The sequence below is a fragment of the Dyella sp. genome (assembly GCF_051954575.1).
GTDB lineage: Bacteria > Pseudomonadota > Gammaproteobacteria > Xanthomonadales > Rhodanobacteraceae > Dyella_B.
The window spans coordinates 1-11,969 of record NZ_JBQCHP010000131.1; the positions used below are offsets into that span (position 1 = coordinate 1).

The following is an 11,969-nucleotide window of genomic DNA, read 5'->3' on the forward strand; positions in this document are numbered from 1 at the left end:
GCGGCATGGCGGGCAAACAGACCCGGCCCTTCGGGTTGTCGTTGAGTGGCCACCATGCGGCAGCGCGCGGCTTGCCTTGGCAACCAGCCAAGGCTGCGCCACGCACTACCACCTGATGGCCACTCAACGACAACGCGGGCCACGCCAATAGTGCGAACAGGCCCTAAAATGACCGGATGCCTGCCGATCGTCGCCCGCTCGCCATATTCCTGATGGGCCCGACCGCGTCGGGCAAGACTGCGCTGGCGTGCGCCTTGAGCGAGCGCTTTGCGCTTGGACTCATCAGCGTGGATTCGGCACTGGTCTATCGCGGGCTCGACATCGGTGCGGCGAAACCGGACACCGCCACGCTCGCGCGCTATCCGCATGCGTTGGTCGATATCCGCGATCCGGCCGAACCGTATTCGGCCGCCGACTTCAGCACCGACGCACGACGCGCCATGCAGCACATCAGCGAAGCCGGCCGCATACCGTTATTGGTAGGCGGCACCGGTTTGTACTTCCGTGCGCTGCAACGCGGCTTGTCCAGCCTGCCGGAGGCTGATGCAACGCTGCGCGCGCAATTGGCGCAGGACGCGGCGGCGATCGGCTGGAACGGCATGCATCGCCGGCTGGCCGAACTGGACCCACCTGCCGCCGCGCGCATCAAGCCCGGCGATGCGCAACGCATCCAGCGCGCGCTGGAGGTGATCGCGCTGACCGGGCAGCCGCTCAGCGCCCAGCAACAGGGCGGAAGCGGGCAGCCGTTTCCCTGGCGGGTGCTGAAACTGGCGCTGATCCCGGACGATCGCGCGCCGCTGCATGCGCGCATCGCACAGCGCTTCGACGAGATGCTGCAGCATGGCCTGCTCGAGGAGGTGCGTGCGCTGCGCGAGCGCGGCGATCTCAAGGCCGACCTGCCGGCGATGCGCGCGGTGGGGTATCGCCAGGCGTGGGAGCATCTGGATGGGTGCTACGACGCGGCAGAGCTGCGCAACCGGGGCATTTTCGCCACCCGCCAGCTCGCCAAGCGGCAGATCACATGGTTGCGCAGCGAACTTGACGCTCGCGTGCTCGATCCGGAGCGGGCGAGCCCGGTGGATCGGGCGGCCGACGCTGTACGCCTGTTCCTCGGCAAAAGTGAGCGGGAGTCGTAAAAAAGATGACGTCTTTTCGTTATGTCTTTGTCACGACTTACAAAACTCTTTCATCCTTGATTTAAAAGCGGTTAACATTCGGGAAACTCGGACCGGGGCGCCATTTGGTGTCACCTTTTTCGGTCCATCCGTGGATGAGGGGGAGAACAAAAAATGTCAAAAGGGCAATCCTTGCAAGATCCATTTCTCAATGCATTGCGCCGCGAGCGCGTACCGGTCGCCATCTATCTGGTCAACGGCATCAAGTTGCAGGGCACGATCGAGTCGTTCGATCAGTTTGTGGTGCTCTTGCGCAACCAGGTCAGCCAGATGGTCTACAAACATGCCATCTCCACCGTGGTACCCAGCCGAAACGTGCGCGTGGGCAATGGCCACGAAGGGCACGAAGGCCATGAGAGCCATCTCGAGCACGCCTCGGTCGAAAGCGAAGGTTGATTCACTCTGTTCGATAGACAAAAGAAAGGCGAACGAGCTGTGCTGGTCCTCCCGCATTCGCGGGGGGGAGACGACGCGGCCGAGCGCGCAGAGGAATTCGTCGAGCTGGTGAAATCCGCCGGCGCGGAAGTGCTGGCCAGCATTCCCGCACGCGTGGAATCGCCCAACCCGCGTTACTACATCGGCACGGGCAAGGCCGACGAGGTCGGCGAAGCCGTGCGCGCGCTGGAAGCGGACGTGGTGTTGGTCGATCACCTGCTTACGCCGGTGCAGGAACGCAACCTGGAAAAGCTGCTCAACGTGCGCGTGGTCGACCGCGCCGGGCTGATTCTGGACATCTTCGCCCAGCGCGCCCGCTCCCATGAAGGCAAGCTGGAAGTGGAACTGGCCCAGCTCAAGCACCTGGCCACGCGCCTGGTCCGCGGCTGGACCCACCTGGAGCGCCAGCGCGGCGGCGCCATCGGCCTGCGCGGCCCCGGCGAAACGCAGCTGGAAACCGACCGCCGCCTGCTTGGCGAGCGCGTCAAGATGCTCACCAAGCGCCTGGAAAAAGTGCAGACCCAGCGCGGCCAGCAACGCCGCGCGCGTTTGCGCAACACGGTGCCTCGCGTAGCCCTGGTGGGTTACACCAACGCGGGCAAATCCACGCTGTTCAATACGCTCACGCAGGGCGAGGTGTACGCGGCGAACCAATTGTTCGCCACGCTCGATCCCACCGTGCGCAAGCTGGACGATCTCAGCTGCGGCCCCGCCGTACTGGCCGACACCGTGGGCTTCATCCGCGAATTGCCGCATGACCTGGTCGCCGCCTTCCGCGGCACGTTGGCCGAAGCGCGCGATGCGGACCTGCTGCTGCACGTCAGCGATGCGGCAGATGAAGAACGCGAACGCCTGCGCCAGGTGGTCGACCAGGTGCTGGAAGAAATCGGCGCCGGCGACGTGCCGCAGTTGCAGGTGATGAACAAGATCGACCTGACCGAAGCCGCGCCGCGCATCGTGCGCGATGCCGAAGGCGTGCCGCAGCAGGTATGGCTGTCGGCCGTCACCGGCCAGGGCCTGGATCTGTTGCGCCAGGCACTCGGCGAATGCCTGGGTGGCGAGCGCGTGCAGTCCGAACTGCGCCTGCCGCTCTCTGCCGGCCGCTTGCATGCCCGCTTGCGCGCCGCCGGCGCGATCGCCGAGGAAGCGGTGGACGAAGAGGGCTGGCGCTTGCGCATCGATGCGCCCAGAAGCGTGCTCGCGCCGTTGACCGGCGGGCAGGGCAAAGATGTAGAGCTGCTGCGCGGCCTGCTGGGCAACCCTGAGGAAGCCTCCCCGTAGGTTGGGCTGAGGCGCAGCCCAACCCCAACGTCGCAACCACCATCTCTATGTGGGGGTAGGGCTGCCCCTCAGCCAAACCTACGATGGCCCTATCGCAATCCCAGCGGGGGGCTTTAATCCAACCGTCTCTGCTAGAATGCGACCGTTTGTGCGTCAGCCCGATCGGGGTGCTTGCACGTTCACTAACCGTCACCATGTCCCATCCCGACCCCAGCGTTTTCCGGCCGTTGTTGCCGGCCTCCCAGCGGCCTCAAGGAGACTGACCATGGCCTGGAACGAACCCGGCAACGGGCAACGTGATCCATGGAACAAGAACAAGCGCGGTTCCGGTGGCGGCAAGCCCGGCATCGAGGCCGCGCTCAAGCAGCTGTTTCACCGGCTCGGCCGATTGGGCGGGCCGGGCGGCATCCTCACCATCGTAGTGGCCATGCTGCTGGCCTGGCTGCTGCTGACCAGCTACGCCGTGGTGGGCACCGGGCAGGTGGGCGTGGTGCAGCGTTTCGGCGCCTACGTGCGCACGCTCAGCCCAGGCTTCCACCTGAAGCTTCCGGCGCCGATCGAAACCGTGCAGCCGGTGGCGACCTCGCGCGTACGCGCCATGTCCGATCAGATCCGACTGCTCACCCGCGACCAGGACATCGTCTCGGTCGATTTCAATGTGCAGTACCAGGTGACGGACCCGAGGAAATACCTGTTCAGCACGCGCGACCCCGACGGCACGCTCAACGAAGCCGCGCAGGCCGCCGTGCGTGCGGTGGTCGGGTCGCAGTCGATGGACGAGGTGCTCACCGGCCAGGGCGACAGCAGCGCGCCCGCGCCGCATCTGAGCGCGCTGCAGCAACAGGTACGCGACCAACTGCAGCACACGCTGGACGCCTACGATTGCGGCCTTCAGGTCACTGACGTGAGCTTCCAGGCCATCACGCCGCCGCAGGAAGTCAAGGACGCCTTCGACGACGTGATCGCCGCTCATCAGGATCACCAGGGCGTGATCGACCAGGCCAAGGCCGCCACCAGCCAGGACATTCCCAACGCCAAGGGCGAGGCCAAGCGCCTGACCGCGGCGGCGGACGCCTACAAGGCCGAACGCATCGCGCGCGCTCAGGGCGACACCGAGCGCTTCAACCTCATCCTGAAGGAATACCGCGCCGCGCCCGAAGTCACCCGCCGACGCCTGTGGCTGGAAACGATGGAAGAGATTCTGCGCACCAACAACAAGGTGATCGACGGCTCCGACGGCCGCGCCGTGATCAACATCGGCGATCGCGGAGACGCGCTGCCGGCCACTAACCTGCCGGGCGTCGGCACGGTGGCGCAGCCATCCGGCGAAGATGCGGACAAGGGGAAGCAGCCATGAAGACCACTGCTGCGATCGTCATCGTTCTGCTCATCTTGTTGGGCTTCAACAGTTTCTACACCGTGGGCGAAGGCCAGCACGTGCTGGTACTGCAGTTCGGCAAGATCCTGCGCACCGATCGGCAGCCCGGCCTGCACGCCAAGGTGCCGCTGCTGCAGCAAGTGCTGATGCTGGATGAGCGCGTGCTCTCATTCGACGGCGCGCCGCAGCGCTATGTCACCTCCGGCAAGCAGAGCGTCAACGTCAACTATTACGTAAAGTGGCGCATCGCCGATGCCGCCAACTATTACCGCGCCACCAGCGGCGATGAACTGCAGGCCGGCCAGCGCCTCAGCCCAATCGTCAGCAATGCGCTGCGCAGCGCGGTGAACGAGCACACGCTGGAGCAACTGATCGCCAGCGGCCAGGGCGACATCATCACCAGCGCCTTGCAGCAGTCCAATGCCGAAACGCAGAAGACGCTCGGCGTGACGGTGGTGGACGTGCGCATCACCGGCGTCGAATTTCCCGACGACATCAAGACCGCCGTCTACAAGCGCATGCAGACCGAGCGCCAGCAGCAGGCCGCCGCCATTCGTGCGGACGGCAAGCAGCAGGCCGAATCCATCAAGACCGACGCCCAGACGCAGGCACAGATGATCCGCGCCACGGCTGAGAGCGAAGCGGACAAGGTAAGGGGCGAGGGCGACGCGCAGGCCGCGCAGATCTACGCGCAGGCCTATGCGCAGGATGCAGATTTCTTCGCCTTCTATCGCAGCCTGCAGGCCTACAAGAAATCCTTCGGCGACGGCCGCGGCACCATCATCCTGAAGCCCGATTCCGAGTTCCTGCGTTACTTCGGCAACCCGGCCGCCGCGCCGGCGCGGCGCTGAGCACGTCATGCCGCACGATTTCTACGCCGCGTTGTGCCTGGTGCTGGTGATCGAAGGCTTGGTGCTGTTCGCCGCACCGCATGGCTGGCAGTCGGTGATGCGCGAAGCGTCGAAGATGGAGCCGCGCACCTTGCGCGTGTTCGGCGCCATTGCCATCGGCATCGGCCTGCTCACCTTGCGGCTGGTGCTGGTGCACTGAACAGATTCACCACGCGGTCATCGACGCGAGTTAAGTTTTTCAAGTTTCCCGTTCCGCCGATCGGAACGTCCTTTTAGAGCGAGACACATCATGGGCAAGTCAGTCGTAATTCTTGGCGCACAGTGGGGCGACGAAGGCAAAGGCAAGATCGTCGACCTGTTGACCGAGCGCGTCGGCGCAGTGGCGCGTTTCCAGGGCGGCCACAACGCCGGCCACACCCTGGTCATCAAGGGCAAGAAGACCGTGCTGCACCTGATTCCCTCGGGCATTCTGCGCGACGACGCGCTGTGCCTGATCGGCAACGGCGTGGTGCTGTCGCCGGCTGCGCTCAAGCAGGAAATCGAAGAACTCGAAGCGCAGGGCGTAAACGTGCGCCCGCGCCTGAAGATCAGCCCGGCCACGCCGCTGATCATGCCGTACCACATCGCCGTCGATAAGGCGCGCGAAGTCGCCGCCGGCGGCAAGGCCATCGGCACCACAGGCCGCGGCATCGGCCCGGCGTACGAAGACAAGGTCGCCCGCCGCAGCGTGCGCGTGGCTGATCTCATGTATCCCCACGAGCTGCCTGATCTCATCAAGGCGGCGGTCGAATACCACAACTTCATCCTCACCCAGTGGCTGAAGGCCGAGCCAGTCGATTATCAGAAGGTGCTCGACGACGCGATCGCCTATGGCGAATTCATCCGCCCGATGGTCGATGACGTCGCCACCATCCTGTACGACGTGCGCAAGGAAGGCGGCAACATCCTGTTCGAGGGCGCGCAGGGCGCGTTGCTCGACATCGATCACGGCACCTATCCGTACGTCACCAGCAGCAACACCACGGTGGGCGGCGCACTGGCCGGCACCGGCGTGGGTGCCGGCGACATCGACTACGTGCTCGGCATCTGCAAGGCCTACGCCACGCGCGTCGGCGGCGGCCCGTTCCCCACCGAACTGCATGACGAAATGGGCGAGCGCCTGCGCAAGGTCGGCAACGAATTCGGCGCCAGCACCGGCCGCCCGCGTCGCTGCGGCTGGATCGACTTGGTCGCGCTCAAGCGCGCCGTGCAGATCAACGGCATCAACGGCCTGGCCATCACCAAGCTGGACGTGCTCGACGGCCTGGAAACCATCAAGGTCTGCATCGCCTACGAATACCGCGGCAAGCGCCGCGAACTGGCCCCGCTCGACGCCGACGGCTGGGCCGAATGCAAGCCGGTCTACCTCGAATTCCCCGGCTGGGAAGAATCCACCGCCGGCATCCGCGACTGGAACAAACTGCCGCCCGCGGCGCGTGCGTATCTGCGTGCGGTGGAAGAGTTGTCAGGTTGCCGCCTGGCGATCGTGGCGACCGGTGCGGATCGTGAAGATACGATCGTGTTGGATGATCCGTTTGCCTGATTTCAAGCTCCGCCACTAGGTGGCTTTGCTTGCGTGTAACATCAGGGCATGCTGTGACGACCTGCAACAACTGCGCAGGTCGTCGTTTATTGGTATTGACTAAATGCCCATGATCGCTGCCGCAAGGACACTTGTGAAACACATTCACGCGAAGAGACGGTGTTCGTATGCCTAATGTAGGCTCGCTCTCTGTTACCGGGTACAAATCAATCCGGTCGCTCCAAGATTTCCAGCTCAACGATCTGAATGTCCTGATCGGCGCCAATGGTGCGGGCAAAAGTAACTTTATCAGCCTTTTCCGCATGCTCAATGAAATGTATGAGCAGCGGTTGCAATTGTACGTGCAAAAGCAGGGAGGCCCTGATGCGCTTCTGCATTTTGGCCGTAAGACGACCGATCGGCTTCACGCTGAATTTTATTTCAACCGCAACGGTTATAAATTTGATCTGATCCCTACAGCAGACAATAGGCTAATTTTTGAGCGTGAAGCGAGTTGGTTCGGCGGCGTCTATTACCCAACTGATACTGCAACCGTTTTGGGGGCAGGGCATGAAGAGTCTAAGTTGCGGGACGCGAAGGACAACTATTCGCCTTATGTTAGGGATGCCATCAAGAGTTGGCGCATCTACCACTTTCACGACACTAGCGATACCGCTAAAGTAAAACAGCAGCACGCCAGTAACGACAACCTCCTATTGAAATCAGACGCGGCCAACCTTGCCGCCTATCTGCGCATGCTGAGAAAGGACCATGAGCAGTCGTATCAGCGGATCGTTGATACGATTCAGCTGGTAGCACCTTTTTTTGGTGATTTTGTAGAACGTCCTGGCGATCAGGAGCATATTGAGTTGGAATGGACTCAAAGAGGCTACCCTGATACGCCCTTCAAAGCACACATGTTGTCTGACGGCACGTTGCGCTTCATGTGCCTAGCCACGCTTCTACTGCAACCTTCCGGATTATTGCCTGATACGGTTTTGATCGATGAGCCTGAATTGGGTCTTCATCCCTATGCAATTTCAGTATTGGCCGACATCTTCAAGCAAGTGTCTGAACGAAAGCAGCTGATTGTCTCTACGCAGTCCGTCGAACTGGTGAATGAGCTCTCGCCAGAAGACGTAATCGTAGTAGATCAGCAATCTGGCTATTCAACATTCCACCGCTTCACCGAAGAGCAGTTGGAAGGTTGGCTCACCGAGTACAGTATGGGAGAGCTATGGAAGCGCAATGTGCTAGGTGGGAGACCCTGAGATGGTAGATGTGATTGTCTTCGCTGAAGGTCAATCAGAAGAGCAATTCATCAAGCAAGTCGTGGCTCCATCGCTGCGGCATCAGCGTATCTACTTGAAGGCGCAAACGCTGAAAACCTCGCAACAGGGGACAGGCGGGGCGGTTACCTTTGATCGCTTGACGTTTTATGCGCGCAATGTGCTGCGCCAGTATCCCAACGCAGTGCTCAGCACTTTTTTGGATCTCTATGGTCTCGACACCGACTTCCCCGAATTTCACGAAGCCAGAAGACAAGCTGAAGTGACAAGCAGAGTGGCAAGGTTGGAGGCGGCATTGCATCGTGAAGTGGTTGCCAAAGTGGGATGCCAAGCTGAGCGCTTTATTCCTCATATTCAGCCTTATGAATTTGAAGGGCTGCTTTTTGCAGACGTAACGGCACTCTGCGAGATCGAACCTCGGTGGAAGAATTATTTGAATAAGCTACGGGCGATCAGGGATGCGTTTCCGACACCGGAACACATCAACGATAGTTTCGAAACCAAACCTTCCCGCCGGCTTGAAGCTTTGCTTGAACCTCGATACAGGAAGACTCGTCATGGCCCGCTAGCGGCGGGGCGCATTACGTTGGCCGTGATGGAGGCCGAATGTTTGCATTTTCGTACGTGGATGGAAAGGCTCAGGAAATTGGCCTGAATTTCGCGCGTTCGTCGAGACTTGCCACATACCAGTTTCGATTTTTACGCAACAGATGTATCACGGCTAATCGAAGCCTTGAGTCGTAAGGTCCCGTGCATTGAAGCGTCCAAGGCACCGAACTCGCTGACATCTCGGTAAGTGTCAAAAAATCAGAAGCTTAGTTTAAGTTTGGGATCGCTAAGGAGCGAATTCAACCCACAGGTTGATTTTTCACAATTAAACCTATAGGTTGATAGCGCCGTTCTCAGCCTACCGGGTTGAATACCATGGATGCGATCCGCGCCCCCGAGGAACTCGGTGCCCTGCTGCGTGCCGCTCGCATCAGGCAGCGCTTGACGCAGGCCCAAGTCGCCAGCCAGCTAGGCGTTTCCACGCAAGCGGTATCTAAACTCGAAAGCCGTGCTGGCCGTGCATCGTTCGATCGCATTCATCGGCTATGTCTGCTGCTGGGGATCGCGATCGTGCTGCAACCTAAGGGCACCCGATCGGCCAAAGAAGCCACAACGCGACCTGACATCGAGTGGTAGTCATGCCGCCACGTATCCCCGCGCTCGACATATGGATGAACGGCGTAGTGCAAATGGTGAAGGTCTGTCTCTCTCCCAACTTCAAGCAAATACGAGTTTCTCAGGTACTACATTCACCTGCTTGGTGCCCTCATTGCGCGCGCTGCTTTCCGTGACATGAATAGCTAATCCAGATTGCCCCGCCGCCAGTTCCGGCCGCAGCGTCAGCGCCGGGATGTCGTAATCCCCTGCATTCTGCTTGCGGAACGGAATCGGCGTGGTGTTCCAGAGATTATCTAGCCGCCGCCCCAGTTCATCGCGGGCCTGCTCGAACCGCGCTTCATCCATCTTGCCTGTTCGATAGATCACATACGGCGGCAGCACGTCGAAGCCCGGGTAATAAAGAATGCCGTGCTGGATGGGAAACAGGATGTCGTTGATCGGACCGTTGATGCCGCGCGGGCTGTAATGGGATTCCCAGCCGCCGGCGGTGACGATCAGCATCGCCCGTTTGCCGGCCAGCGTGCCTTCCCCGTAGCGGTCGCCCCAATGCCGGTCGGAATGCTCGCCGACGCCATACGCAAAGCCGTAGGCGTAAACGCGTTCCACCCAGCCTTTCATGATTGCCGGCAGCGAGAACCACCACAGCGGAAACTGCAGGATCACGGCGTCGGCCCAGCGCAGTTTGTCCTGTTCGCGCGCGATGTCTTCGCTCTGCCGGCCGAGTTCGAACGCGCGCTTGGAATCGCGCGACGGTTCGAAGCGCTCGCCGGTCCTGCCGTCCTGGCTGTCGTTTTCATCGAGTACCGCTTTCCACTGCATGGCGTAAAGATCGGATACCTGCACGGCGTGCCCGGCGGCCTGTAAACGTTTCACGGCAAAGTCCTTGAGTGCGCCATTTAAGGACCTGGGTTCCGGATGGGCATAGACGATAAGCACGTTCATGGCAGCGCCTTCAGTGGATGGAATGGCTGCAAGATAGGAGTCGGCAAGCTATATTGGAAATTAATTATTCAAATTTCTGGTATTGTCATGAGTAATTTGCGGCGCCTGGATCTCAATTTGCTGGTGACGCTCGATGCGCTGCTGGCCGAGCGCAACGTGACGCGCGCGGCGCAGCGGCTGAATTTTTCGCAGCCTGCGGTGAGCGTGCAACTGGCCAAGCTGCGGGAGTTCTTTGGCGATCCACTGCTGCTGCCTGGGCCACGTGGCATGCAGCCCACAGCGCGAGCGGAAGCGTTGCGCGAACCGTTGCGGCTGGCGCTGGAAGCCGTGCACGGCGCGGTGTCGCCCACCAAGCCGTTCAATCCGGCCGACGCCAGTCATACTTGGCGTATCGCCGCGACGGACTACGCCGAATCCACCATTGTCCTGCCCATCTTGAGCGGCCTGCGATCGCAGGCGCCCGGCACACGGTTGGCGGTCGTCGAAATGGTGCCGACGCGAATTGCGAAACAGGCCGAACAGGGGGAGATCGATCTGGCGTTTCACACCACCGAAGGCTCACCGCCGGGTCTGCGCCGGCGCACGCTGTTCAAGGAGCGCTACGTGCTGGCCGGCCGGGTGGATCATCCGCGACTGAAGCGGCGTCCGACCTTGGCGCAGTTTTGCCAGCTCGAGCATGTGATGGTTTCGCCGGATGGCGGCGGTTTTCTGGGCGTTACGGACGAAGTGCTGGCTGGGGCAGGGCGTACACGCATCGTGGCGCTTTCCGTCCCGCATTTCCTGTTCGTAAGGTCGGTGTTGGCGAGCACCGACATGGTGGCGATGCTGCCTGCGCGACTGGTCCGCGATAGTCCTGAATTGAAGATCGTGGAGCCGCCTGTAGAAGTGCCCGGTTACGAGATGTCGATGCTGTGGCACGAACGCCTGCATCGCGATCCGGCGCATCGATGGCTGCGGGAGTTCATCGCGGCTGCGGTTTGAGGTGAACTAAAACGCATCGCTTCGTGCGTTGACTGGCCAAGCACGGCAGATGAGTATCCTTCTTCGCATCCAATGGAAGAGGTGACGCCCGATGGCTACGAAAACACGAACCGCGCTGATTGTAGGCGCATCGCGAGGGCTCGGCCTGGCGCTGGCGAAGGAGTACCTGGGGCGCGGCTGGCAGGTGATTGCGACAATCCGGAACAACCCATCGCGTGCACTGGAACAAGCGCAAGCGAGCGCACATGGCCGCCTGACGATCGAACACGTCGATATCAACGAGACTGCGCAGGTGGCGGCGTTGCATCAGCGGTTGCATGCAAGATTGCTGGACGTGTTGTTCGTCAGTGCAGGCATCGCCTCCGATCCCGATGCGCCGATCGGCAAGGTAAGTGCGGAAGCGTTTGCGCGCGTGCTGATCAACAATGCCTTGAGCCCGATGCGCTTCATCGATGCGTTCCACGACCTGGTGCAGCCCAAAGGCACGATCGTAGCGATGTCTTCCGGGCTGGGCAGCGTTGCCAACAATACCGACGGCGGTTGGGAGGTTTATCGGGCGAGCAAGGCGTCATTGAACACCTTGATGCGCAGCTACGCCGCGCGCCAGTTCGATGATCCGCGTACTTATCTGTTGATGGATCCGGGCTGGGTGCGCACAGACATGGGCGGCGCTGAAGCGCCGCTCGGTGTGGAGGACAGCATTCCGCGCGTGGTGGATGTGCTGGAAGCGAATGCCGGCAAAGGTGGTTTGCGCTTTCTCAATTACCGCGGGCAGGCGGTGGCCTGGTAACGCGCCAGACCAAACATTGGTTTCGGCACGCCTCCGCCAGGCTGCCACGGAAGATATGCCTTTATGGACTTAAGGATGCTCTGATCTATTCCACGCACCCGGCATGACGTCCAGAAGGC

Annotated in this window: 13 protein-coding genes; 12 read left to right on the plus strand and 1 reads right to left on the minus strand. The window is 61.3% G+C overall.

Annotation, left to right across the window (positions count from 1 at the left end):
* Positions 1-176: 176 nt before the first annotated feature.
* The 10 genes from miaA (at position 177) to ACTHNE_RS16900 (ending at position 9,155) form a co-directional block, all read left to right on the plus strand.
* Positions 177-1,136 (plus strand): tRNA (adenosine(37)-N6)-dimethylallyltransferase MiaA, encoded by a 960-nt coding sequence (gene miaA, locus ACTHNE_RS16855; RefSeq protein WP_440269849.1) that lies wholly within the window; start codon positions 177-179, stop codon positions 1,134-1,136.
* Positions 1,137-1,289: 153 nt separating this feature from the next.
* Complete coding sequence (gene hfq / locus ACTHNE_RS16860) at positions 1,290-1,571, plus strand: RNA chaperone Hfq (protein WP_192677643.1); 282 nt, start codon at positions 1,290-1,292, stop codon at positions 1,569-1,571.
* Between the two features lie 6 nt (positions 1,572-1,577).
* On the plus strand, positions 1,578-2,891 hold the full coding sequence (gene hflX / locus ACTHNE_RS16865) for a ribosome rescue GTPase HflX (protein WP_324944969.1): 1,314 nt from the start codon (positions 1,578-1,580) through the stop codon (positions 2,889-2,891).
* 265 nt (positions 2,892-3,156) lie between these two features.
* A complete protein-coding gene (gene hflK / locus ACTHNE_RS16870; protein ID WP_324944953.1) occupies positions 3,157-4,248 on the plus strand; it encodes an FtsH protease activity modulator HflK in 1,092 nt (363 codons plus the stop codon).
* Entirely contained in the window at positions 4,245-5,120 is an 876-nt protein-coding gene (gene hflC, locus ACTHNE_RS16875; protein ID WP_324944956.1) for a protease modulator HflC, read from the plus strand. The genes hflK and hflC overlap by 4 nt, the downstream gene beginning before the upstream one ends.
* A gap of 7 nt (positions 5,121-5,127) precedes the next feature.
* On the plus strand, positions 5,128-5,319 hold the full coding sequence (locus ACTHNE_RS16880; RefSeq protein ID WP_324944958.1) for a DUF2065 domain-containing protein: 192 nt from the start codon (positions 5,128-5,130) through the stop codon (positions 5,317-5,319).
* A 90-nt stretch (positions 5,320-5,409) separates the two neighbouring features.
* Positions 5,410-6,702: an adenylosuccinate synthase gene (locus ACTHNE_RS16885; protein ID WP_324944961.1), complete on the plus strand. Its 1,293-nt coding sequence runs from the start codon at positions 5,410-5,412 to the stop codon at positions 6,700-6,702.
* A gap of 167 nt (positions 6,703-6,869) precedes the next feature.
* Positions 6,870-7,952, plus strand: a complete 1,083-nt coding sequence (locus ACTHNE_RS16890; RefSeq protein ID WP_440269850.1) for an AAA family ATPase — start codon at positions 6,870-6,872, stop codon at positions 7,950-7,952.
* 1 nt (position 7,953) lies between these two features.
* Positions 7,954-8,625 carry a DUF4276 family protein gene (locus ACTHNE_RS16895; RefSeq protein ID WP_440269851.1) on the plus strand — a complete coding sequence of 224 codons (672 nt, stop codon included), beginning with the start codon at positions 7,954-7,956 and terminating at the stop codon, positions 8,623-8,625.
* A gap of 269 nt (positions 8,626-8,894) precedes the next feature.
* Positions 8,895-9,155, plus strand: coding sequence for a helix-turn-helix transcriptional regulator (locus ACTHNE_RS16900; protein ID WP_440269852.1), 261 nt, complete (start codon positions 8,895-8,897; stop codon positions 9,153-9,155).
* An 81-nt stretch (positions 9,156-9,236) separates the two neighbouring features.
* On the opposite strand, the gene ACTHNE_RS16905 is transcribed toward ACTHNE_RS16900, so the two are convergent.
* Positions 9,237-10,079 carry an NAD(P)H-dependent oxidoreductase gene (locus tag ACTHNE_RS16905; protein ID WP_440269853.1) on the minus strand — a complete coding sequence of 281 codons (843 nt, stop codon included), beginning with the start codon at positions 10,077-10,079 and terminating at the stop codon, positions 9,237-9,239.
* 87 nt (positions 10,080-10,166) lie between these two features.
* Here ACTHNE_RS16905 and ACTHNE_RS16910 point away from each other — a divergent pair, with 87 nt between their 5' ends.
* On the plus strand, positions 10,167-11,060 hold the full coding sequence (locus ACTHNE_RS16910; protein WP_324947059.1) for a LysR family transcriptional regulator: 894 nt from the start codon (positions 10,167-10,169) through the stop codon (positions 11,058-11,060).
* A gap of 91 nt (positions 11,061-11,151) precedes the next feature.
* Positions 11,152-11,850: an SDR family NAD(P)-dependent oxidoreductase gene (locus tag ACTHNE_RS16915; protein WP_440269854.1), complete on the plus strand. Its 699-nt coding sequence runs from the start codon at positions 11,152-11,154 to the stop codon at positions 11,848-11,850.
* Positions 11,851-11,969 lie beyond the last annotated feature (119 nt).